Here is a 21,812-nt window from a genome sequence, read left to right as displayed (position 1 = left end):
TGGGTTTTATACGATGATGCTCTCTCCTCGCTGCGTCGCCGCAGCATCTGTCCCTTGCCCGGAGCGGAAGATGAAAAAATTGCTGAGCCACCACGAGATCGCGATCCTGTTGCTGCTGTTCAATGCGCCCGGACAGGTGTCGGCCCATGAACCCGATGCGATTGCGCTGCAGCAGGAACGGCTGGTCCGGGTGGAAGCGATGCGTGGCGAGGAGCCCCGGTTCTCGGTGACGCCGGAAGGCGTCGAGACGCTGCGGCGGCTGGGTTTGACATGAGCGACGCCGCCTCCCACATCGTGCGCAGCGTCGAAGAACTCGACGCGCTCTATGGTCAACCGCTGGAGCGTGCGCTGACCAAGGAGACGGACCGGCTGAACGAGGATTACCGGGCGTTCGTCGAGGCCGCGCCGTTCATCGTGCTGGCGTCCGTCGGACCGCAAGGGCTGGACTGCTCGCCGAAGGGCGATCCGGCCGGTTTCGTGCGGATCCTCGACGCGCGCACCGTCGCGATTCCCGATCGGCCCGGCAACAACCGGCTCGACAATTTGCGCAACATCGTCGCCGATCCCCGCGTCTCGGTCCTGTTCCTGATTCCGGGAAACGGGGAAAGCCTGCGCATCAACGGCCGCGCGCACGTGTCGGCCGATCCCGCGCTGCTCGCCGGTTTCGAGATCGCCGGCAAGCTGCCGCGTACCGCGATCGTCGTGTCGATCGATGCGGTCTATTTTCACTGCTCGAAGGCGATCGTGCGTTCGAAGCTCTGGGATCCGGCGACCCGGGTCCCGGCCGGCAGCCTGCCAAGCCCGGGCACGATCCTCAAGCACCTGTCCGACGGCAGGATCGATGGCGCGGCCTACGACCGCGACGCGCCGGCCCGTATCCAGGCCACGCTCTACTGACCTGCGTTCGCGGCCCGCGTCAGGTCCGAGAGCCGTTCGATCTGCACGCCGTCGGCGGTGAAGTTGGGAGCGCCGAGCCAGCGTTCATACGCCTGGCGTAACGCCGGCCATTCCGCGTCGATGACCGAGAACCACGCGGTGTCCCGGGTGCGCCCCTTGTATACCGTGGCCTGGCGGAAGATGCCCTCGAAATGGAATCCGTAGCGCAAGGCCGCGGCGCGCGACGGCGCGTTCAGCGCATCGCATTTCCATTCGAGACGACGATAGCCGAGATCGTCGAAGACATGGCGCATCAGCAGATAGAGCGCCTCGGTGGCGATCCGGGTGCGGCGCAGGCGCGGCGAGTAGACCACGAAGCCCAGTTCGATCACGCCGTTCGGCGGGTCGATGCGCATGAGCGCGAAGGTGCCTGCCGGTTGCTCGTCGGCCAGATCCACGAGCGCGAAATGCCGTGGATCGGCCGAGCCGGCGATACGGGCGAGATGATCCTGAAACGCGGATTCCGAGGCGAAGGGACCGATGTTGAGGTAGGTCCAGATCGGCTCGTCGCTTGCTTCCTCATAGGCTGCGTGCAAGGCGCGCGCGTGCCGCGCCGGGTCGACCGGCTCCAGACGCACGTAGCGCCCGACGAGGGTCGTGGGTCCTGGCACCCGCGCCTCTGTCCAGTGGGGCAAGGGCGCGCCCACGGCTTGTCCGTATGCATTGTGATGGTGGTCCAAGAAGCGCTCCCATGGTCGGTTTCGATGCAGTCCCGCCCGCCAGTGTGGGCGTTGGCGCGCTTCCCGTAAAGTGGCGGGACGGGGCGGGGCGGAAACGCGGAAACGCCGCCGCATGGCCCGGCGCGTCCGCGCGGCCATGCGGCCGGTTGACGACACCCGGCGATTCGACGTAAAAGAAGAGCTAGTTCGGAATGACACTCGATGACACGCCAGCGCCCAGCATCACGAGGCCTGGTGCACCGCAACCAATGAGGACCGCAACGATGAGTGAGCACGAGATCGTGCATGACACTGCACCCAACCCGATGTTTTCGGTTATCTGGATGCATGGGCTGGGCGCCGACGGCAGCGACTTCGTGCCGTTGATACCGGAACTGCGCCTGCCGCCCGGCACCGCCATGCGCTTCATCTTTCCGCATGCGCCGCACATCCCGGTGACGTGGAACGGCGGCCATGTGATGCCGGCCTGGTACGACATCGTGTCGGTCGACGACGAGAAACGCCATGCCGACGTCGCCGGCGTGGCGAAGTCGCGCGAGCGCATCCGGGCACTGATCGCGGCTGAAAACGCGCGCGGCGTGCCGAGCGAGCGGATCGTGCTCGCGGGCTTTTCACAGGGCGGCGCGATGGCCTATACGGTCGGATTGACGCACCCGCAAAGTCTTGCCGGCATCCTCGCGCTTTCGACGTACATCCCGGTGCCGGAACTGGTCGGTGCCGAATGGCAGGACGCGCAGCGCACGACGCCGATCTTCGCCGCACACGGCACGCAGGACAATGTCGTGCCACTGACGCTGGGCGAACGCGCGCGCGACATGATCGTCGAGGCGGGCTTCGCGCTCGAATGGCACACCTATCCGATGGCGCATTCGCTATGCGCGGAGGAGGTCGGCGCGATCAGCGCCTGGCTGCAGGCGCGGCTCGCGGCGGAGCCACGATGATGTCCAAAGCACCGGCAGGGATCCCTGGAATGGCAGGCAGCGTGGCGGCCGGCGCGCAGGCAGGCGCACGCCCGCTCACGGCGTTCACCACGCTGACCTTCGATTGTTATGGCACGCTGATCGATTGGGAATCCGGCATCGTCGACGCGCTGCGGCCGCTGGTGGCTCGCAGCGGCCGTCCCGCAACGCGCGACAGGGTGCTCGAAACGTTCGGGCGTCACGAGTCGCCGCAGCAGCAGGCCACGCCGACGGCGCTCTATCCCGATATCCTGCGCGCGGTGTACGATCGGATCGCCGCCGAGTGGGCGACGCCGGCCGACGCCGCCGAGCGCGAAGCGTTCGGCGCGTCCGTGCCCGAATGGCCGGCTTTTCCCGATTCCCGCGAAGCGCTGCGCTATCTCGGGCAGCACTACGCGCTGGTGATCCTGTCGAACATCGACCGGCGGACGTTCGCGTCGAGCCAGGCACGGCTGGGCGTCGATTTCGACCATGTCTTCACGGCGGAGGATATCGGTTCGTACAAACCGGACACGCGCAATTTCGACCATATGATCGCGCATCTGGGGGCGGCGGGCATCCCCCGTGACGCCATCCTGCACACCGCCGAAAGCCTGTATCACGATCACGTGCCGGCCAATACCGTCGGGCTGGCGTCCGCATGGATACATCGCCGGCATGGTCTGGAAGGCAGCGGCGCCACCCATGTGCCCGCGGTGGTGCCCCGCTACGACTTTCATTTCAAGAGCCTGGCGGACATGGTGGCGGCGCACCGTCTCGCCTCGGTGGGCGGCGACTCGGCGCCGCGATAATGCGTGCCCGCATGCGGGGTCAGGCCGGTTCCTGCATCGAATCGGCGAAGAGGGCGTGCAGCTTCTCTAGCTCGACGGTATCGAGAGAAGGTGCGTTCAGCAGCATCCGGGCCGTGCCGACGAGTTCGACCAGGGCCTGCGTCGGCGTCATCAGGCGTTTGTCGATGGCGCCGCGCAGCATCTCGTAGGTGTTCGCATTCAGGCCGATCCCGGGCAGGGAGAAGGCGACGCACCGGATGCGCCAGTCCACCTCATCGCGCGACAACCACGGCGTGACCCGGCAGAAGGCATCGATGAAGCGTTGCTCGACGTGGCCGTAGCGTTGCGCGAGAAATTGCCGTAGCGGCTGCGACAGATCGCAACTCGCACGGATGGCGAACTGCCATTGTTGCGGGGAATCGACGATGTTGAAACGGGGATGACACACGCTCTTCAACAATGCGGTGAATACGTGTTCGCAACGCAGCTCGTCCTGGAATTGATGCTCCAGCCGTGAAAGCTCCCCGATGCGCGCTTCGTTGACCGGGTCGAAGCGCCGCGCAACCATGGCGCAGACCAAGGCGGTTTTCGAGCCGAAGTGATAATTGACTGCCGCCAGGTTGACTCCGGCAAGTTCGGTCAGATCACGCAGCGAGAGGCCTTCGTGTCCCGCTTTCGTATACAACTGCTGCGCTGCGTCCAGCAGTCGGCTTTTGGTGGTTTTCCCGGTGTCGTCAATTGATGTGCGATCCATGCAACACTCATAGTAATTTGGTGTCGGGGTCGCTTGGCTGGTGGCCTGCGCATGATGGCCAGACTTCTCATTACCGCATCCTCGATGCTCGATCGCTATGCCCGGGATGTCTAGTGGCGCTTTCCCCGACGATCCGTCCAAGCGACGGTCCCCGTGCCTAATTATCCACGACCTGTCAATAATACGGTAACACGCTGCCAACGCTGTAATTTTTTTCCCCTTTGCCTGCGCGGCGGCGCTCCCGATGCGCGCGCCCGCGTTGCTGCCGCGGCCGCTGCGTGCGGCGGTGGATCGTGCCCGGAAATGCGGTCGAGATATCGGAAAACCGCGGTTGCGTCGTAGAAGGGCTATCTGAAAAACCAATCCGTCGACTTCCAATATTTAAAAAATATCTTGTAATAGGTATTATTTACCTATCGATTTTTCGCATGCTCATCGGCAACGATGGCGTATCCGGCGGAATGGCACGGATACAGTGTGGGAAATGGCACGGGTCAACCGGATGATTTATTCAAACGAACGATTTAAATAATAGAAAGAACTTTTTTCTTGATGTTCTTTCGACAGGATCTTTAAAAATTTTTTTCCATGGAAAAATACCTATATTTTTCATTTGGATATGGAGAAAAAGAACTAGGGCAGGGATTGTTATAAAGAAGCTTTCGATGCTGTATTCGAGCGAATCTATAGGGAGTGTTATTTTTTTGCAAATCCGTCTGCTTTGCGGTTTTTTGGATTTGAGTTGATGGTAAGATTCGGATTGTTTTGAAAGAGATCTTTCGGCAGCATTTTACGACCAGAAATTTTCGGTTGCCTGTCTGCCAATTTATTAATTCAGGTAATTTTTACTTAATGGAGATGGGTAATGTTGTTTGCCAATAAATGGATAGGTGTCAGAACGGCGATTCAGGCATTCGCGCGTGATGAAACCGGCGCCACGGCGATCGAATATGGATTGATCGCGGGTCTGATCGCGGCGGTCATCGTGGTCGCGGTGACGGCCGTGGGCAACAAACTGGTGGTGGTTTTCAACAGCATTGCGGCAGCGCTCTAAATGACGGACGCGGTCTGCCGGCGCGATCCGTCGATGCTTGCTTCCGTGCTCCCGAACCGCATGCCCGATTCGATAGCCACCCTCGCTGGAGTGCAGGCACGTCCATGACCACTTCGATACGGATCACCGCGTCGATTCTGGTGTTTCTGGCGGTGGTGCTGGGGATCCTGGCATTCGTCGTCGGCCGGCGTCCGGTGCCCCCCCTCGCGACGGCACCTGTTGCGATCGCACCGGCAAGAACGTTTCCGGTCGTGGTCGCTGACCGTGCCCTGCTGGCCGGTCAGCCGATTCCTGCCGACGCGGTACGCGTGGTGCAGATGCCTGTCTATCCAACGGCCGCGCATTCGCGCGTCGCCGATGTCGTCGGGCAGGTGCCGCGCGTTGTCATCAATAGCGGCATGCCGCTGACCGAAGGGATCCTGCATCAGGGGCTGCCATTGAGCCTGCGCACCGGAGAACGTGGTGTCGCGATCCCCGTCGATGAAGTCGTCGGCGCCGGCAACGCCATCCAGGCGGGAGACCGAATCGATGTCTTTTTCACGATACGTGCGCCGGACGGCGCGACACAGAACCCCGACAGAACCGTGGCTCGACTCCTGCTGGCCAATTTACGCGTGCTCGCCTACGGCAGCGACTCCCTGGCACCGGTCGCCCAGGCGGCGAACCGCGATACGCTTCGGTCCCAGGCCCGCAGCGCCGTGTTGGCGGTGCCAGTGGCAGACGTGGATGCCTTGATCCTGGCCGCGCAGGTCGGCAAACTCACTCTGGCACTACGGTTTCCGCTCGATCCCGAAACGCCCGCGCCAGACCTGTTCGCGGCGCCGCGCCCGGGACTCGCGATGCGCGATCCGTCTTCCGCGGATGCGCGTCTGCGTGCCGATACGCCGGTGAACCGCGCATTCGCCGGCGTCGACTCGGCGTCGCTCGACGGCGCGCCGGTCGTGCGCGTCGCGCTGGCGCCGGTGCCGGTCGTGGGAGCAGGGGGGCACGGCGTGTCGCGCCCGGCGCAGACACGCGACGTCGAAGTGATCCGCGGCGTCGACGTCAAGCATCAGTCCCAAGCTTTGGAGGACGTGCGATGACGCCGATGGCAACGACGACAGCGTGTGCGAAAGCGGCGCGCGAGCACAGACCGCATGGCGCGATAAGCCGCAAAGCCGGCATGGCGGGTCTGCTGGCGTTGCTGACCGGAGCGGCTCTGGCCGCGCCGGGCGTCGTCCCGGTTGCGGATCCGCTGCCCGCGTCCTTGCCAGCGCTGCCCCCGCTGCCGGCCTCTGGCGGTCCGGCCGATCGCATCGGGTCCGGACGTCGCGACGTGCTGCGGCTCGTGGCACGCGAACAGCGCCTGGTCGCGGCACCGCACGTGCAGCGGGTGGCGATCGGCGACCCGGACGTCGCCGACATCGTGCCGGTGGGCGATGGCGTGCTGGTGGTCGCAAAGCGCCCCGGCACCACGCAATTGTCGATCTGGAGCGCGCGCGCGGGCATGCCGGTGGTGCAGACCGTCGACGTGCGGGCGCCGCTGCTGCAAGCCGTGCCCGCCGGCGGCGCGCAGATCGACGTGCACGACGATACGGCCGTGCTGAGCGGCACGCTGGCGTCGGTGCCCGAGCAACAACTCGCGCTGGCCGCCGCCCGGCAGTCCGCGGCAAAGGTCGTCGACCAGTCGCAGATCGCGTCGAGCGGCACCGTGCAGGTCGATGTGAAGATCGTCGAGTTCAGCAAGAGCGTACTGAAGGAGGCGGGCTTCAATCTCTTCAGTTCCCGCGCGAATGGCTTCGGATTCGGCGTGTTCGGCGCGAACAGTGCGACCAGCTACTCGCCGAGTTCGAGTGGCCTGGCGTTCGGCACGACGGTGAACACGGCGCTGTCGAGCGCCTTCAATCTGGTGGCCGGGCCCTTTGGCAACGGGCTTTTCGCGAATCTGAGCATGCTGGAAACGAACGGGCTCGCGCGGGTGCTCGCGCAACCGACGCTCGTTGCCCTGTCCGGGCAGTCGGCGAGTTTTCTCGCGGGCGGCGAACTGCCGGTTCCGGTCGCCGCCGGGCTGGGCACCACGACCGTCATGTTCAAGCCGTTCGGCATCGGCTTGACGGTGACGCCGACGGTGTTGAGCCGCGAGCGCATCGCGCTGAAAGTCGCGCCCGAAGCGAGCGAACTCGATTACACGCATTCGCTCACGGTGTCCGGCACCACGATTCCGGCGATCACGACGCGCCGCGCGGATACCGCGGTCGAACTCGGCGATGGCGAAAGCTTCGTGATCGGCGGTCTGGTGTCGCGCAGCACCATCGCCAGCGTGGACAAGGTGCCGCTGCTGGGCGACCTGCCGATCATCGGCGCCTTCTTCAAGACATTGGACTACCAGCGCAACGACCGCGAACTGGTCATCATCGTGACGCCGCATCTGGTCCGGCCAATCGCGCGGGGCGTTGCCATTCCCGTCCCGGCCGAAGGACGCGACAGCAGCGACCAGCCGGTATGGGGCGCCTTCCTGGGGGGCGCGGCGGCATCCGGCATGGAACTACCCGGCTTCAGCCGCTAACCATCATGGGCGTCGGTTTTCAGGAGTCCCGCGTAGTGAGTCGTGCCGCGAACTTCATCTTCTTCACCGCATCCACCGCGCGCGCCGAATTGCTCGGCCGCTGTCTGGACGGTCTGGGCCGGGTCGACCGGCTGAGCGGCGACGCCGCCTACATCGTCCGTTCCGCGGCGGTGCTGAAGCCGTCGATCGCCTTCGTCGATTTCAGCGCCGCCCCGGAACCCTCGCCCGGTCAGCCCGAGCCCGCCGCAGTCGTGTCGACCCTGCAACGCTGTATTCCGGGAACCCTGCTCGTGGGCGTGGGCGACGCGCGTGACCCGGCGATGACGCTGCTCGCGCTGCGCAGCGGCGTCACCGATTTCATCGACCTCGACGAAGCGCCGGAGCACGTGCGCGCGCTGGTGGGCCGTCTGAGCGAACGCTTCACGACGTCGACCCGGCACGCCTTCACCATCGCCATCGCCGGCGCGCGCATCGGCGTGGGCGTGAGCACGCTCGCCGCACATCTGGCGACCTTGCCCATGGAGGAGGACGGCGCGCCGCAACGCATCGCGCTGCTCGACCTCGGCCTGCCGGGCGGGGACGGGCTGCTTTATACGAACACGGTCGCCGGTTTCGACTTCGCCGATGCGGTGACGGGTTTGTCCCGGCTCGACGAAACCCTGGTGCATACGGCCTTGCCGGTGTCGCCCAGAGGCGTCAGCGTGCTCGCGCTGCCCAGCGATCTCAGCCGCATGCGCCTGTTGCCGCAGGCCGACGCAGTGGTGCTGATCGATCAGATCCGCCGCTATTTCGATCTGGTCATCGTCGATCTGGGCGGCGCGGGCAGTGCCGATCTGCTGGCGAGCGTGCTCGCGCTGGCCGACGCCCGCCTGGTGCTGACCGATCAGGGCATCGCCTCGATCGTCTCGCTCTCGGAACTCCTGATGCAGCTCGAGGAGCGCTCGCTCGAGCGCGCGGCGCTCAGGCTCGTGGTGAACCGCTACGACGAAAGCTATGGCATGTCGGCGGGGCAGCTGGCCGAACGCTTTTCGCTGGCCCTGGTCGCGACGATACCCGACCGGCGCATCGCGCTGGGTCGCGCCGCGGCCCAAGGGCAATTGCTGGTCGGCAGCAAACAGGAGCCGTATATCCGCGCGGTGCAGCGCCTGATCGAAGCGCTCGCGCCGCGCGACGGCGCGTCTCACAAGGCCGGGGCCGGGCGCTGGTCCCATGTCACGCGCCTGTGGCGCAGGGGCTAGCACAGCCGCCGCGCCTCCCTTCACCAGGAAAGACCATGTTCAGCGATATCGTATTTACCGAGGGCAGCGTTACGGAGTTCATTCATTCGACGCGTTTCGTCGAGATCAAGGCGGCGGTGCATGCGCATCTGATGACGCGTATCGAAGCGCTCGGCACGGAATTCGGCCGCTGGTCGAAGGTCGCAATCGAACAGTTCGTCGAGCAGGAAGTGGCCACCTACGGGCGCCAGTGGCGGGTCGCGATCAACGAAAGCGAACTGAAGGTGGTCACGCGGGCGCTGACGAAGGAACTGGTCGGGCTCGGTCCGCTGGAAGACCTGCTGCAGGATCCGGCGGTCGAGGACATCCTGATCAACGGTTTCGACAATATCTTCGTGTCCCGGCGCGGCATCCTCAGGCGCGAAGCGGTACGCTTCGCCGACAACCAGCACGTGCTGCGCATCGTGCGCCGCGTGCTCGCGCCGCTGGGCCGGCGCATCGACGAATCGAATCCGATGGTCGACGCGCGCCTGCCCGACGGCGGCCGCCTGAACGCCGTCATCGAGCCGCTGGCGGTCGACGGGCCGATGGTGTCGATCCGCAAGTTCCGCCGGCAGCCGCTGACGGCCGAGGAGTTGCTGGGTATCGGCACGATGGACGATTCGGTGTACGAACTGCTCAGGCTCGCGGTCAAGGGCCGTTGCAATATTCTCGTCTCGGGCGGTACGAGTTCGGGCAAGACCTCGCTGTTGAATGCGCTGGCGAGCTTCGCCGATGAGGGCGAGCGCATCGTGACCGTCGAGGATACCGCCGAGCTGTCGCTGAATCATCCGCATGTGGTGCGGCTGGAGACGCGCCACGGCAGTTTCGAGGGTACTGGCGCGATCTCGATTCGCGACTTGCTGCGCAACAGCCTGCGCATGCGCCCCGACCGGATCATCGTCGGCGAGGTGCGGGGCGCGGAAGTGCTGGAAATGCTGCAGGCGATGAACACCGGCCATGACGGTTCGATGGCGACGATCCACGCGAACTCGCCGCGCGAATGTCTGTACCGGATCGAGATGCTGGCGGGGTTCGCCGGTTTCACCGGCAGCGAAAGCAGCCTGCGCCGACAGATCGCCAGCGCGCTGGATTTCATCGTGCAGATCGCCCGCCTGCCGGGCGGCCAGCGGCGCATCGTCTCGGTTACCGAACTCACCGGCTTCGGCGACGATGTCGTGGCGATGCAGGAACTCTACCGTCACGAAACGCTGACGTCGCTCGACGGCACTCCGGACGATGTCTGGCACGCACTTGGCGTGGCACCCCATTCGCCGAAGCTGGCGCGCTACCGCGAGCAATTGCTGCCGATGAACCTGAGGACGCGGGCCCGACCCGCTGCCGCCAACGCCAACGCCAACGCCAACGCAACCGCTGCCGCTGCCGCTGCCGTCAGCGCGACCGCCGCCGCGGTGCTCGCCTCGGACAGGGCAGCCGTCGCCGCCACGTCCTCCCATGCCGATCTCGCAACGGTGACGGGGAGCGCCGGCGGCTGGTTCGGGAGGCGCGGATGAGCGCCCGGGCGTTGTTGCTGTGCGCGGCGCTGCTGCTGGGCGCGACCGGTATCCTGCTGCTGCTGGCGCAGCGTGCGGGACGGCGCATCGGGCGGGCCGCGGGCGATTTCGTCGCGCCGCATCTGCGTGCGCTGCCCGCGGCGCGTCAGACCGACGCACCGGCCGCGCGCGCGCGGGGCTGGCTCGCGCAACGGCCGCTCGAACGCCTGCCGGCGATCGAAAATCTCTTTCTGCGGGCCGGCATCCATGAGCATTCCCGCTGGTTGCTCCTGCAGGTCTGTCTGACTGCGGTGCCGACGCTGGTGGCCGGCATGCTGCTTGGCCTCGTGCCGGCCGGATTCGTCGTGTTGCTCGCGTTCGTCGCCACGTGGTTTCGCCTCTGGCTGATGATTTCACGCCGGCATCGTCGCATCGTGCGGCAGCTACCGCCGCTGCTCGACGCACTGGTGCGACAGGTCAGCCTGGGCACGAGCCTGGGCTCGGCGTTCCAGCAGATCGCCGAACAATCGCCGATGCCTTTGGGAGAGCTGGTTGGACGCGCGGCACAGTTGAATCGTGCCGGCGTCGAGCTCGATGTGGCGCTCAAGCAGACCGCTCGCATGTATGGCGTGAATCAACTGTTGACGATCGGCGCGGTGCTCGGCGTCTCGACGCGCTTTGGCGGCCGTAGCGATCAGATCCTGACACGCATCGCCGACTTCATGCGCGATATCGAGCACGCGCATCAGGAACTGCTGGCGTTGTCGTCGGAAACCCGCATTTCGGCCTGGGTGCTGGGCCTGTTGCCGCTGACCCTGGTCTGCGGACTGATGATTTTCAATAACCGTTTCTTCGCGCAGATGTGGAACGATCCGATGGGCGCGCAGATGCTGGTCGGCGCCGCGGGCTTGCAGATCACGGGCTCCTTCCTGTTGTATCGGCTGGCGAAAGGCCTATGACGCTCTTTTTCGAATGGTTCGTCTCCCCGCGTCATGCCTGCCTCGCGCTTGCGTTGCTGGCCGCGGCCGCGGCGAGTCTGGTGCTGGGCATGGGTTTGATCCGGCGCGCCCGCATGCAGACCCGGCAGGCACGGCGCCTGGATCAGGCCGTGGCGGCCCGTGCCGGGCGCGTACTGGAGCGGCGTCGCTCGAATGGCTGGCGCGTGTGGATCGCACAGCTCGGCGCGCGTGGTGTGGCATCGGCGCTGGGACGCAGTCTGGTCGCAGGCGAGGACCGTCTGCTGCTGGATCAGTGCGCGGTGAATCATCCCGCGGGGCAGGCCTGGTTCTTCCTCGCGCGCACGGTACTCGGTTTCGGCATGCCCGCGCTCGGTCTGGTGGTGGTGCCGCACGACACGGTGCTCGAATCGTGCGGCATCGTGTTCTTCGGTTTCGGCACCGGCTACATGGTGCCGAAATGGGTGATGCGCCGGCGCGCGGCGGCGCGGCGCCGGCACGCGGACGAGGAAATGCCGCTGCTGGTGGACCTGCTGCGGTTGTTGCAGGGCGTGGGACTGAGTGTGGACCAGACGATCCAGTTGATCGAGCAGGACTTCGGCACCGCCATGCCGGTGTTGAGCAGCGAACTCGCGCATGCCGAGGCGCAATTTCGCTCCGGCTTGCCGCGCGCGGCATCGCTGCAGCGTTTCGCCACCATCTATCGCAATGCCGACATGGCCTCGGTCGCCGAACTCATCGTCCAGGTCGACCGCTTCGGCGGGGCGGTTCAGACGCCGTTGCAGCAGTTCGGCGAACGCATGCGCGAGCGGCGGCGTTCCGACATGAAGGCACGCATCGGACAACTGACCGTCAAGATGACCGGCGTCATGGTGCTGACGCTGCTGCCGGCGTTGATCGTGGTGACCGGCGGCGCGGGTTTTCTGGCGATTTTCCGCAGCCTGTCGCGGATGGGAGGAGGGTGACGATGCGCACCGTTTCGCTGTTTCACGCTCGCAAGCTGGCGAGTGGTTTCGTACGACGCCCACCGGCGTCGCGCATTCTTGTCCGGGTGGCGCTGGCCGGTTGGGGGCTGAGCGCGATGGCCGGTTGCGCCAGCCACGCCACGACGGCCGACGCCGTGATGCATGACGCCGCGGTGGCGCGCCAGCAAGCGGAGCAGGTCCCGGCCGTGGCGAACGACCGCAATCTGTATTTGACCCTCATCGGCGAGATGCAGGCGAAGGAACTGTCGTATGCCTCGCTCGCGCACATCGACGCGTTCGAGAAAAAATACGGCCCCCGCGCCGACATCGAACTGTTGCGTGGCGACGCGCTGCGCGAGACCGGACAGGACGCGGCGGCGCTGTCGGTCTATCAATCGCTGATGGACGATCCCACCACGGGCGCCGCCGCGTGGCACGGGAGCGGACGCGTGCTGGCCGCACAGCATCGCTACACGGCGGCCATCGATGCGTTGAGCAAGGCGGTTGACCGCGATCCGATCAATGTCTCCTATCTGAACGATCTGGCCTACGCCGATCTTCTCGCGGGCCGTACGGCAGCGGCGCGGCTGCCGATCGCGCAGGCAGCGGAACTGGCGCCACGCAACAACAAAGTGATCGCCAATCTTGTTCTGTACCTGTTGCTCGCGGGCGACGCCACCGGCGCGCAGCGGGTCGTCGCGCGTGCGGCACTCCCCGAGGCGACGGTGCAGGCCACACGCACGCTGGCGGCGCAGTTGGGCACCGCGACGGGTGCGACAGGTGCGACGGGCGCGACGGGCGCGCCCGGCCTTCCCGCGCCCGCGCTCGCCGCGGCGTTGCCGCCGGGCACGGGCGGGCGGCCGCCCTTGATGTTGGAACGTTCTGGAGACGCGCAATGACGCATCGCATCCGAGGCAGGGTCATCAGGGCGGCGGCGCGCCTGGTCGCGGGTGTCGTGTTCGCGGGCCTGCCCGTCGCCGGCGCGTACAGTGCCTGGAATGATTACGGCACCGCGGAGCCGCGCGACGAACTCGGGCGCGACACCCGGGCGGCGCTGGCATTGCAGGTCGACGGCCAGGCCGCGGGGCCGATGCTGCCGATACCGGGCGAGGAGGCCAGCGCGTCGTACAAGCGTTACCTCGACAGCTTCGCTCACCCGATTCCCGAGTTCTTCGAGAAGAAGGTCAAATCCGGGCAGGATGACAAATGAGCCGGGCCGCGACAGGCCGGGCCGCGACAGGCCGGGCCGTGACAGGCCGGGCCGCGACAGGCCGCGCGCGACCGGCCCGTGCGTCCCAGCGCGGCACCGCCGCCATCGAATTCGCGCTGGTTTTTCCGACCGTGTTCCTGCTTGTCTACGGCCTGATCACCTACGGCCTCATCCTGCTCGCGCAGCAATCGCTGCAGCTCGCCGTCGCCGAGGGCGCGCGCGCGGCGCTGCGCTACAGTACCGCGCCGGCGCTCGCCGCGTGCAATGCGGTCAATCTGCAGACGGCATGGCTGGGCAGCAATCTGGCGGGCTGTCCGGCCAACGCCCCGGTCGTGATCGCCTGCCCTTACCAGTCGAGCGCGTCCTGTCTGAAGGTGGTCGCCACCTATCCCTACGCCGCGAATCCGCTGGTTCCCACCTTGCCGCTGCTGAATCTGCTTCTGCCGACGACGCTCAGCGCGAGCGCGGTGGTCCAGCTCGAACCCGGTGTCGTGACGGTGAGGCCATGATGACGAGAGCGGCCGTCACGGCGATGGCGACGATGACGCGGGCGTTTGCCCCGGCGGGGAGAATGGCTTGACGACCTCCCACAGACAATCCGGCGGCATCGCGATCACCATGGCGATCTTCCTGCTGGTCGCCGTGGTGCTGCTGGAGTCGCTCGCGCTCGGCTATGCGTTCTACCTGCGACGCAAGATGCAGACCGTCGCGGATTTCAGCGCGTTGGCGGGCGCGCAGCAGTTGAGCGGCACCGATTGCACCACCGCGCTGAAAACGGCCAGCGCGAACGGCGCGCTCAACGGCGTGACGACCACCTTCGCGAGCAGCTGCGGGCGCTGGAACGCAGCCTACACGAGCGCGCTGCACTACCAGCCGCAAACGGACGCGAGCGTCGATCCGAACGCGGTCTACGTGTCGGTCAGCGCGACATTGCCGTGGGTGCCTTCGTGGATGCCGTCGAGCACCATCGGCGCGCAGGCCATCGCGATTCGCAACGGTTCGCCGGTGGCGGTTTTCTCGATCGCCTCGGGACTGTTGAGCAGTCAACTGGGTTGCGTCGCCGCGTGCGGCGCCATCGCCAGCGCAAATTTCAGCGTGCTCGATTTCCTGCGCGCGCTGGGCATCGCCGTGCCGACCCCGCTGACGGTGGGCGGACTGACCACCTTGCTGAGCACGAATCCGGTGACCTACGCCCAGGTCGTCGGCGCGATCGGCAGCCTGACCGGCTTGAGCAATCTCAGCTCGGTGCTGCGCGTGTCTCCCACCCAGGCGAATCTGCCGGTGCAATTGCTCACCACCGCGAGCGTCCGGGGTCTGTTCACATTCGATACCTTGGCGAGCAGCACCGATACGGCGGGCAGCATCCTCGGCGCGCAGTTGAATGCCCTGAGTCTGGTGACCACGGCGGTGGGCGTGGCCGACCGGAACAGCGCGATCGGCACCACGCTGGGCGCGGGCGGCATCACCGCGCAGGTCAATGTCGTCGCGCCGCCGTCGATCGGCATGGGGGGCGTGGGCGCCAGCGCCTATTCGGGACAGATCCGCGTCTACGCGCACGTCACCACCGCCGGCATCACGGGTTCGGCGCCGCTGCTCGGCCTGCTTGCCAGCGTCGATCTGCCGATCGAGATCGACGTGGCCGACGCCTCGGCCACCATCACCTCGCTGTGCACCGCGAAGAACGCCGGCGGCGCCGACACCGCGACGTTCTCGGTCTCGACCCCGCTCCTGCAGGCGTGTGTCGGCGCGCTGACAGAAAGCACCGTGAAGGCGGGCACGAGCAGTTGCGCGTCGACGCTGACGCCGCAGACCGTGTTGAGCCTGGTGAGCGGGCTGGCGACGGTCAAGGCCGGCTTCACGCTGGCGGCCCTGCCCAATACGGGAAGCTACACGCTGGCCGCGGGCCAGACGGCCGTCACCACCGGCAACAACCTGGTGCCGGGCACCGCGCTGAGCCAGATCCTCACCGGTCTCGACACGCAACTGGTCGCCTCCCTGCTGCCTGGCAGCGCTTCGGTGTCGGTCGGTACGGTGGGCACGACGACCAGCACCGGGAGCACCGGCACGAGCACGATCGCCACGGCGCTCGCGCCCGCCGGCACGACGTTGAACGCGGCGGCGGCGGCGATCAACGCCAGTCTCGCGTCGCTCACAAGCCTGTCGACGGCGCTGGGCGGCACGGGCCTGTCGGTGCTGAGCGGTACGCAAACCTCGTTGCTGAGGCTGTTGCAGGGCACCGCCAGCGCCGTGGCGACGCTGACGAGCGCGATCAATCCCATTCTCGGCGGCCTGCTCGGCGGCACGCTCGGACCCTGCGGCATAGTGAGCGGCACGGGTACTGCCGCAATCCAGGCATGTGTGGCGTCCAAGCTTTCGGGCACGGCAAGCGGCAGCGGCACGCCCAACGCGCTGCTCTTTGTCACGAGCGCGGTGGCGAATCTGCTGCAACCCGCGTTGACCTCGCTTGCCGCGTCCCTGAGCAGCGGGCTGACCACGCTTTTCGGTACCGAACTGGGCGCGGGCACGCTGAATCTGATCAGCCTCAACTGCATCGGTACCGATGTGCGTCTGGTCCAGTGAGCGAGGCGCCGGAGCGCGACTGGACCACCCCGAACCGGAGGCGGTGTGGACGCGGGGACTTGTCGTGCGCGCGTGTGCGGTCAGGCCGGCGCAATGGCGTGCCACGATGCATCATCCGAACCCGATGCGCGTAGGGGCGGCGACTTTCCCGCTACAATGATTTCCCTTTGGCCCGGGGGGCGCGGCGTCTGCTCGCCGCGCCCCCCGGACGGTCGGCGAGGAAGCGCGATGGTGGGGAATCAGACAGGGCAGCCGGTGGCGCCCGCGAACCGCATGGCCGTGCCGCAGGCGGCGACACCGATGAGCGAAACCGATCGCCGCGGCGATCAAGCACACGATCGCCGCGGCGATCACGATGCCGCGACGCAGCAGCGCGATGCCTATTTCATGGGTCTGGCGCTCGACGCCGCAGAGCGCGCGCGCGCGGTGGGCGAGGTGCCGGTGGGTGCGGTGCTGGTCAAAGGGGACACGGTCATCGCCGTGGGCTTCAATCAGCCGATCGGTCTGCATGATCCCTCCGCGCACGCCGAAATGCTCGCACTGCGCGCCGCGGCCCTGACGCTGGAGAACTACCGCCTTCCCGGTTGCGATCTCTACGTCACGCTCGAGCCGTGTCCGATGTGCGCCGGCGCGATCATGCATGCCCGCATCGGCCGGGTCGTGTTCGGTGCGCGCGATCCGAAGACCGGCGCCGCCGGCAGTGTGGTCGACCTCTTCGCGCAAGCGCAGCTGAACCATCACGCGCAGGTGACGGCCGGCGTTCTGGGCGACGAATGCGCGGCGCGTCTGCGGACCTTTTTCGCCGAGCGCCGTCGCGCCGCGAAACAGGCCGCCGCAGCGCGGGCGGCGTCCGCGCCGGTACCAGCACCAGTACCAGTACCAGCACCAGTACCAGCACCAGTACCAGTACCAGTACCAGCATCAGTACCGGCGCCGGCACCGGCACCCGCGCGCGATTCCGCCATTGATCCTTTTCCGGTAACGCCCGTCCGATGACTACCTCCTATTCGCACAAACCCCGTCACATCCGTCTCGTCGCGCCGTCCGGCTATCCGGAGAATCCGGCCGACGTGACCCGCGCCGTCGAACGCCTGCATGCCGAGGGACACCACGTCGACAATCTCGCCGCCACGCACCGGCGCTTCGAGCGCTTCGCGGGCACCGACGAGGAACGCGCCGCCGACATCGACGCGCTGGCGGACGCGTCCGTGCCGCTTCCCGACATCGTGCTCGCGGTGCGCGGCGGCTATGGGGCGATGCGTCTGCTGCACGGGCTCGACTACGACGGGATCGAACGCCGCTGTGCGGACAAACCGCCCGTGATCGTGGGTCACAGCGATTTCACCGCCATGCAGATGGCCTTGCTGACCCATGCGCGCGTCATCACGTTCGGCGGCCCGATGCTCGCGCGCAACTTCGGGCAGGTCAATCTGAACCGGTTCACCATGGCGCATTTCTGGGCCATCCTGCAGTCGTCCGACTACACCGTGCACGGCACGCAGCGCGACCAGCCGGACCTGGACGTGAGCGGCGTGCTGTGGGGCGGCAATCTGGCCATGCTCGCCGCCCTGACCGGCACGCCCTTCATGCCGTCGATCGACGGCGGCATCCTGTTCGTCGAGGATGTCAACGAACAGCCGTTTCGCACCGAGCGCATGTTGTATCAGCTGTATCTGGCCGGCATCCTGCAGCGTCAGCAGGCGCTCGTCATGGGGACCTTCTCGGGCGGTGCGGCGGCGGCCTACGACAACGGTTTCTCGCTCGATTCCGTCGCCGAACAGATCGGGCGGGTCGCCGGCATCCCGGTGGTGCGCGGTCTGCAGTTCGGGCATGTCGACGAGATGCTGACGCTGCCGGTGGGCGCCCAGGCGCGACTGCGCTCGGGCGCCGCCGGTTTCAGCCTGACGATGTCGGGCTATCCGACGCTCGCCTGAGCGTCGTCGACCCACCCCCTGGCCGGGTCGCACGCATCAATCGCATACGGCCGGCGGGGGGCATGCATTACGCTCGCCTCGCCCCGCACGGGCGGAAATGTTAGAATACGCGATTGTTCATCCCATCCCTGGCCATCCGGCCGCCTGTCCGCTGCCCGCGCGCTTTCCGGCCCGCCTGTCAGCCGCCGGTCCGCCGGCCGATCCGAAAAGAGACCACCTGTGCTGTCCACCGCCAACATCACCATGCAGTTCGGGCCCAAGCCCTTGTTCGAGAACATCTCGGTCAAGTTCGGGGAGGGCAACCGTTACGGCCTGATCGGCGCGAACGGCTGCGGCAAGTCGACGTTCATGAAGATCCTCGGCGGCGACCTCGAGCCCACGTCCGGCAACGTCATGCTCGAGCCCAACGTCAGGCTGGGCAAGCTGTCGCAGAACCAGTTCGGTTATGAATCGCTGCGCGTGCTCGACGTCGTGATGATGGGGCATACCGAAATGTGGCAGGCGATGAGCGAGCGCGACGCCATCTACGCGAACCCGGACGCGACCGACGACGACTACATGCGCGCCGCCGATCTCGAAGCCAGGTTCGCCGAATACGATGGCTACACCGCCGAGGCGCGGGCCGGCGAGCTGCTGCTGGGCGTGAGCGTGCCGATCGAACAGCACAACGGGCCGATGAGCGACGTCGCGCCGGGCTGGAAGCTGCGGGTGCTGCTCGCGCAGGCGCTATTCTCGAACCCGGACGTGCTGCTGCTCGACGAGCCGACGAACAACCTCGACATCAATGCGATCCGCTGGCTCGAGGACGTGCTGAATCAGCGCAACTCGACGATGATCATCATCTCGCACGACCGCCACTTCCTGAACCAGGTGTGCACCCACATGGCCGACATGGACTATGGCACGCTGAAGGTGTATCCGGGCAACTACGACGATTACATGCAGGCATCGACGTCGGCACGCGAGCAGCTGTACGCGAACAATGCGCGCGCGAAGGAAAAGATCGCCGAACTGCAGGAGTTCGTGCGCCGCTTCTCGGCCAACAAGTCCAAGGCGAGCCAGGCGACCAGCCGCCGCAAGCAGATCGACAAGATCAAGGTCGAGGACATCAAGCCGTCGTCGCGTCAGAACCCCTTCATTCGTTTCGAGTTCGACAAGAAGCTGCACAATCTGGCGGTGTCGGGCGAAGGGCTCGCGAAGCGGTATGACCGCACGCTGTTCGAGCGCACCAACGTCACCGTGCAGGCCGGCGAGAAGGTTGCCATCATCGGCGAGAACGGCGCCGGCAAGACGACGCTGCTGCGCACGTTGCTGGGCGAGGTCGCGCCGGACGCGGGTGCCGTCAAGTGGGCGGAAAACGCCAGCGTCGGCTATATGCCGCAGGATACGTCGGAAGCCTTCCCGAAGGATCTGCAGCTCACCGACTGGATCAACCAGTACGCGCAGGAAGGCGACGACGACCAGGTGATCCGCGGCACGCTCGGCCGTCTGCTGTTCGGCGGCGACGACATCCGCAAATCGGTGAAGGTGCTCTCCGGTGGCGAGAAGGGCCGGATGATCTGGGGCAAGCTGATGCTCGGCAAGCACAACGTGCTTTTCATGGACGAGCCGACCAATCACATGGACATGGAGTCGATCGAATCGCTCCAGGCGGCGCTCGACCGTTTCACGGGGACGCTGGTGTTCGTCTCGCACGACCGTGAGTTCGTCAGCACGCTGGCGCAGCGGATCATCGAGATCCGCACCGACGGCACCGTGGTCGATTACCACGGCACGTACGAAGATTACCTGCGCTCGCAGGGCATCCACTGAGCGCCGCGGCCGGCGCTTCTCCCGGGCGGGTCCGGCGCTCCCGTCCCGCGGACGCCGGACCGGTCGGTTAGCCCTGCGGTCCCCGGGTGAACCGCACAGAGCTGGCTTCCCGGGTGACGCGCTCCCATATCGCGCGTTTCTCCTCCTCGCTCAGGAACACCCAGTTCGCCACTTCCACTGCCGTGCGGCCGCAGCCCTGGCAGACATCGTCGAACAACGTCGAGCAGATGCCGATGCAGGGGCTGTCGGGAAGGGCGTGCAGTTCGGACGAATCGTTGTCGGACATCGGGTCTCGGCGGGAAGGGGCGCTGGCAAGGGCGGCCGACCGGCAATGATCGCCGGTCGGACCGTCCGGCCATTTTAACGGAAGATGCTGTAGCCCACGCGCACGTTCCAGTGCTGGCGGTTGTTGTAGTCGAGCAGGCTCTCGCCATAGCCATTGAAGTAACCCACCCACAGATAGCCGCCGAATGCCCCGCCGACGAGTTTTTGCATCGGGTAGGTGAGCTGCGCGTCGACGCTGCCGTTGAACGCGTGATTGCCTTTGCGCAGGGTCGTGAACAATTCGAGCCCGTCCGGGCGGCCGTAGCGGATCTGCAGGTCCGTGTAGCCACGGTACGCGATGATGTCGCGGTTTTCGTCCTTCTGCAGGTAGTAGTAGATCTTCGGCGCGATCGTCAACTGCGTCGCGTACGGCGTGTTGAAGTGCACGATCGGCTCGACGTAGGCGAGATTGATGCTGCGCGAGGTCGTGCCCGATTGACCGTTCGATTCATGTTCGAGTCCGGCCTGCACGCCGAGCGAGTCGAACCAGCGGCTGTGAATGCCGACGTCGGGCAGGTAATAGAACAAGGAGGGCTTGTAGCTGGTATCGCGAAACGGCTTCGACTCCGCCGTCAGGTCCCAGATCGACGCCTGCGTGTAGCCGAAGTACAAGTTGTCCAGGAAGCCCCGGGAGCGCGGATCGGCGGGCGTGACGATACGGTACTTGAAGCTCAGCTGGAAGCGCGCAGTGGTGTGGCCGTTCGTGCCCACGCCGAAATACATCGGTTCGTAGAACGACAGGCGGCTCTCGGGCGAGGCCGCCGCGATGGCCGCCTGGGTGGTGCCGATCGAGGCATCGCTGGCGGGAATCGCCGCGCTCGCCCCGGGTGTGGAAGACGACGGCGCGGCCGTGCCGTTGCCCGCGGTGCCCGCCGCATGGGCGTTTTCGGCATTCGCCTGGGTGATGGCGGGGCCGACCGCCTGCGCCGCCTGATTCTGTGCGACCGTCTGCGCCTGTCTGGCGCCGCGATCGAGCGTCACCAGCGCCGGCGCGGCGTTGAAGTCGGCCACCTGCACGCGCAGCGCGCCGCGCACCGACGCGGGCCAGTCGACGGTGTAGTCGACACGCCGGAACTCACCGGGCCGCAAATGCAGCGCGGCCGGCGCGCCGGCGGCACGGCGCAGTGTGAGGGTGGTCGGCGACACGTCGCCGCTGGCGATCGTCACGGCCAGCGTGGGCGGCACGGTGTAGCGCCGCGCCGTGTGCGCCGCGCCGTCCTCGGCGAACAACAGCGTGACTTTCAACGGCTCGCTTGCTGCCACCACCGTCGGCGGCTGGATCACCGAGACATCGGCCCGCGCGCCCGGGGCGAGCGCAAGGCCTGTGCCGCAGAGAAGCGTCGCGACAACGGGCCATGCACGATGCCGGTGCCGCGGGCCGAAGCGGGGTGCCGGGGAGAGCGGCGACGTCGCCGTGTCGGAGGACACGAAGCGGCGGCAGGCGGGTATGACGGCGGGAGAAGATCGGTGCATGAAATGAAGGCTCGTCGGCGGACCGACGTGAGGCGGTACGGGTATCCGGCGTCCTGGTCTCGACGCCGGCGTGAAGCCCCGAAATATACCCCAAGTCGGCCGCGCCACGCG

22 protein-coding genes are annotated in these 21,812 nt (G+C 66.5%); 18 read left to right on the top strand and 4 right to left on the bottom strand.

Annotated elements, in window-relative coordinates; genetic code table 11:
• Positions 1–70 precede the first annotated feature (70 nt).
• Entirely contained in the window at positions 71–274 is a 204-nt protein-coding gene (locus tag OVY01_RS13230; RefSeq protein WP_267848051.1) for a hypothetical protein, read from the top strand.
• Positions 271–897, top strand: a complete 627-nt coding sequence (locus OVY01_RS13225) for a pyridoxamine 5'-phosphate oxidase family protein (protein ID WP_267848050.1) — start codon at positions 271–273, stop codon at positions 895–897. The genes OVY01_RS13230 and OVY01_RS13225 overlap by 4 nt, the downstream gene beginning before the upstream one ends.
• Here the strand turns inward: OVY01_RS13225 and OVY01_RS13220 are convergent.
• Positions 891–1,616 (bottom strand): GNAT family N-acetyltransferase, encoded by a 726-nt coding sequence (locus OVY01_RS13220; RefSeq protein ID WP_267848049.1) that lies wholly within the window; start codon positions 1,614–1,616, stop codon positions 891–893. The genes OVY01_RS13225 and OVY01_RS13220 overlap by 7 nt on opposite strands.
• A 263-nt stretch (positions 1,617–1,879) precedes the next feature.
• Between OVY01_RS13220 and OVY01_RS13215 the strand changes: the two genes are divergently transcribed.
• Both OVY01_RS13215 and OVY01_RS13210 read left to right on the top strand, forming a co-directional pair.
• On the top strand, positions 1,880–2,557 hold the full coding sequence (locus OVY01_RS13215) for an alpha/beta hydrolase (protein WP_267848048.1): 678 nt from the start codon (positions 1,880–1,882) through the stop codon (positions 2,555–2,557).
• 29 nt (positions 2,558–2,586) lie between these two features.
• Positions 2,587–3,366, top strand: a complete 780-nt coding sequence (locus tag OVY01_RS13210; RefSeq protein WP_267848047.1) for a haloacid dehalogenase type II — start codon at positions 2,587–2,589, stop codon at positions 3,364–3,366.
• Positions 3,367–3,385: 19 nt separating this feature from the next.
• Here the strand turns inward: OVY01_RS13210 and OVY01_RS13205 are convergent, their stop codons facing one another.
• A complete protein-coding gene (locus OVY01_RS13205) occupies positions 3,386–4,240 on the bottom strand; it encodes a TetR/AcrR family transcriptional regulator (RefSeq protein ID WP_267848046.1) in 855 nt (284 codons plus the stop codon).
• A 724-nt stretch (positions 4,241–4,964) separates the two neighbouring features.
• Between OVY01_RS13205 and OVY01_RS13200 the strand changes: the two genes are divergently transcribed.
• The 14 genes from OVY01_RS13200 (at position 4,965) to OVY01_RS13135 (ending at position 19,904) form a co-directional block, all read left to right on the top strand.
• Positions 4,965–5,153 (top strand): Flp family type IVb pilin, encoded by a 189-nt coding sequence (locus tag OVY01_RS13200; protein WP_267848045.1) that lies wholly within the window; start codon positions 4,965–4,967, stop codon positions 5,151–5,153.
• Positions 5,154–5,257: 104 nt separating this feature from the next.
• On the top strand, positions 5,258–6,235 hold the full coding sequence (cpaB, locus tag OVY01_RS13195; RefSeq protein WP_267848044.1) for a Flp pilus assembly protein CpaB: 978 nt from the start codon (positions 5,258–5,260) through the stop codon (positions 6,233–6,235).
• Positions 6,236–6,315: 80 nt separating this feature from the next.
• Entirely contained in the window at positions 6,316–7,698 is a 1,383-nt protein-coding gene (locus OVY01_RS13190; protein ID WP_432422244.1) for a type II and III secretion system protein family protein, read from the top strand.
• Positions 7,699–7,733: 35 nt separating this feature from the next.
• Positions 7,734–8,936: a CpaE/TadZ family protein gene (locus OVY01_RS13185; RefSeq protein ID WP_267848042.1), complete on the top strand. Its 1,203-nt coding sequence runs from the start codon at positions 7,734–7,736 to the stop codon at positions 8,934–8,936.
• A gap of 35 nt (positions 8,937–8,971) precedes the next feature.
• Entirely contained in the window at positions 8,972–10,468 is a 1,497-nt protein-coding gene (locus OVY01_RS13180) for a TadA family conjugal transfer-associated ATPase (RefSeq protein ID WP_267848041.1), read from the top strand.
• Positions 10,465–11,406, top strand: a complete 942-nt coding sequence (locus tag OVY01_RS13175) for a type II secretion system F family protein (protein ID WP_267848040.1) — start codon at positions 10,465–10,467, stop codon at positions 11,404–11,406. Before OVY01_RS13180 ends, OVY01_RS13175 begins: the two co-directional genes overlap by 4 nt.
• On the top strand, positions 11,403–12,368 hold the full coding sequence (locus OVY01_RS13170; protein ID WP_267848039.1) for a type II secretion system F family protein: 966 nt from the start codon (positions 11,403–11,405) through the stop codon (positions 12,366–12,368). The genes OVY01_RS13175 and OVY01_RS13170 overlap by 4 nt, the downstream gene beginning before the upstream one ends.
• Before the next feature lie 2 nt (positions 12,369–12,370).
• Complete coding sequence (locus tag OVY01_RS13165) at positions 12,371–13,267, top strand: tetratricopeptide repeat protein (protein ID WP_267848038.1); 897 nt, start codon at positions 12,371–12,373, stop codon at positions 13,265–13,267.
• A complete protein-coding gene (locus OVY01_RS13160; RefSeq protein WP_267848037.1) occupies positions 13,264–13,578 on the top strand; it encodes a DUF3613 domain-containing protein in 315 nt (104 codons plus the stop codon). Before OVY01_RS13165 ends, OVY01_RS13160 begins: the two co-directional genes overlap by 4 nt.
• 38 nt (positions 13,579–13,616) lie before the next feature.
• A complete protein-coding gene (locus tag OVY01_RS13155) occupies positions 13,617–14,087 on the top strand; it encodes a TadE/TadG family type IV pilus assembly protein (RefSeq protein ID WP_267848036.1) in 471 nt (156 codons plus the stop codon).
• 67 nt (positions 14,088–14,154) lie between these two features.
• Entirely contained in the window at positions 14,155–16,158 is a 2,004-nt protein-coding gene (locus OVY01_RS13150) for a pilus assembly protein TadG-related protein (RefSeq protein ID WP_267848035.1), read from the top strand.
• A 300-nt stretch (positions 16,159–16,458) separates the two neighbouring features.
• On the top strand, positions 16,459–17,154 hold the full coding sequence (gene tadA / locus OVY01_RS13145) for a tRNA adenosine(34) deaminase TadA (RefSeq protein ID WP_267848034.1): 696 nt from the start codon (positions 16,459–16,461) through the stop codon (positions 17,152–17,154).
• Positions 17,151–18,092 carry a muramoyltetrapeptide carboxypeptidase gene (ldcA, locus tag OVY01_RS13140; RefSeq protein WP_267848033.1) on the top strand — a complete coding sequence of 314 codons (942 nt, stop codon included), beginning with the start codon at positions 17,151–17,153 and terminating at the stop codon, positions 18,090–18,092. Before tadA ends, ldcA begins: the two co-directional genes overlap by 4 nt.
• A 219-nt stretch (positions 18,093–18,311) precedes the next feature.
• Positions 18,312–19,904, top strand: coding sequence for an ABC-F family ATPase (locus OVY01_RS13135; protein ID WP_267848032.1), 1,593 nt, complete (start codon positions 18,312–18,314; stop codon positions 19,902–19,904).
• Between the two features lie 67 nt (positions 19,905–19,971).
• Here OVY01_RS13135 and OVY01_RS13130 read toward each other — a convergent pair whose 3' ends face one another.
• Together OVY01_RS13130 and OVY01_RS13125 are read right to left on the bottom strand one after the other, a co-directional pair.
• On the bottom strand, positions 19,972–20,190 hold the full coding sequence (locus OVY01_RS13130; RefSeq protein WP_267848031.1) for a DUF1289 domain-containing protein: 219 nt from the start codon (positions 20,188–20,190) through the stop codon (positions 19,972–19,974).
• 74 nt (positions 20,191–20,264) lie between these two features.
• The gene (locus OVY01_RS13125) at positions 20,265–21,701 is read right to left on the bottom strand and encodes a phospholipase A (RefSeq protein WP_267848030.1); all 1,437 of its coding nucleotides are present in this window, start codon (positions 21,699–21,701) and stop codon (positions 20,265–20,267) included.
• Between the last annotated feature and the right edge of the window lie 111 nt (positions 21,702–21,812).

The organism is Robbsia betulipollinis, assembly GCF_026624755.1.
GTDB classification, from domain to species: Bacteria; Pseudomonadota; Gammaproteobacteria; order Burkholderiales; family Burkholderiaceae; genus Robbsia; species Robbsia betulipollinis.
The sequence above is the reverse complement of the archived record's forward strand: the minus strand, read 5'-3'. Positions and strand labels throughout refer to the sequence as shown.

What these genes read in the sequence shown, in the direction of transcription:
- OVY01_RS13230 (WP_267848051.1), top strand. Translation starts at nt 71, where the DNA reads ATGAAAAAATTGCTGAGCCACCACGAGATCGCGATCCTGTTGCTGCTG.
- OVY01_RS13225 (WP_267848050.1), top strand. Translation starts at nt 271, where the DNA reads ATGAGCGACGCCGCCTCCCACATCGTGCGCAGCGTCGAAGAACTCGAC.
- OVY01_RS13215 (WP_267848048.1), top strand. Translation starts at nt 1,880, where the DNA reads ATGAGTGAGCACGAGATCGTGCATGACACTGCACCCAACCCGATGTTT.
- OVY01_RS13210 (WP_267848047.1), top strand. Translation starts at nt 2,587, where the DNA reads ATGGCAGGCAGCGTGGCGGCCGGCGCGCAGGCAGGCGCACGCCCGCTC.
- OVY01_RS13200 (WP_267848045.1), top strand. Translation starts at nt 4,965, where the DNA reads ATGTTGTTTGCCAATAAATGGATAGGTGTCAGAACGGCGATTCAGGCA.
- cpaB (WP_267848044.1), top strand. Translation starts at nt 5,258, where the DNA reads ATGACCACTTCGATACGGATCACCGCGTCGATTCTGGTGTTTCTGGCG.
- OVY01_RS13190 (WP_432422244.1), top strand. Translation starts at nt 6,316, where the DNA reads ATGGCGGGTCTGCTGGCGTTGCTGACCGGAGCGGCTCTGGCCGCGCCG.
- OVY01_RS13180 (WP_267848041.1), top strand. Translation starts at nt 8,972, where the DNA reads ATGTTCAGCGATATCGTATTTACCGAGGGCAGCGTTACGGAGTTCATT.
- OVY01_RS13175 (WP_267848040.1), top strand. Translation starts at nt 10,465, where the DNA reads ATGAGCGCCCGGGCGTTGTTGCTGTGCGCGGCGCTGCTGCTGGGCGCG.
- OVY01_RS13170 (WP_267848039.1), top strand. Translation starts at nt 11,403, where the DNA reads ATGACGCTCTTTTTCGAATGGTTCGTCTCCCCGCGTCATGCCTGCCTC.
- OVY01_RS13165 (WP_267848038.1), top strand. Translation starts at nt 12,371, where the DNA reads ATGCGCACCGTTTCGCTGTTTCACGCTCGCAAGCTGGCGAGTGGTTTC.
- OVY01_RS13160 (WP_267848037.1), top strand. Translation starts at nt 13,264, where the DNA reads ATGACGCATCGCATCCGAGGCAGGGTCATCAGGGCGGCGGCGCGCCTG.
- tadA (WP_267848034.1), top strand. Translation starts at nt 16,459, where the DNA reads ATGAGCGAAACCGATCGCCGCGGCGATCAAGCACACGATCGCCGCGGC.
- ldcA (WP_267848033.1), top strand. Translation starts at nt 17,151, where the DNA reads ATGACTACCTCCTATTCGCACAAACCCCGTCACATCCGTCTCGTCGCG.
- OVY01_RS13130 (WP_267848031.1), bottom strand. Translation starts at nt 20,190, where the DNA reads ATGTCCGACAACGATTCGTCCGAACTGCACGCCCTTCCCGACAGCCCC.
- OVY01_RS13125 (WP_267848030.1), bottom strand. Translation starts at nt 21,701, where the DNA reads ATGCACCGATCTTCTCCCGCCGTCATACCCGCCTGCCGCCGCTTCGTG.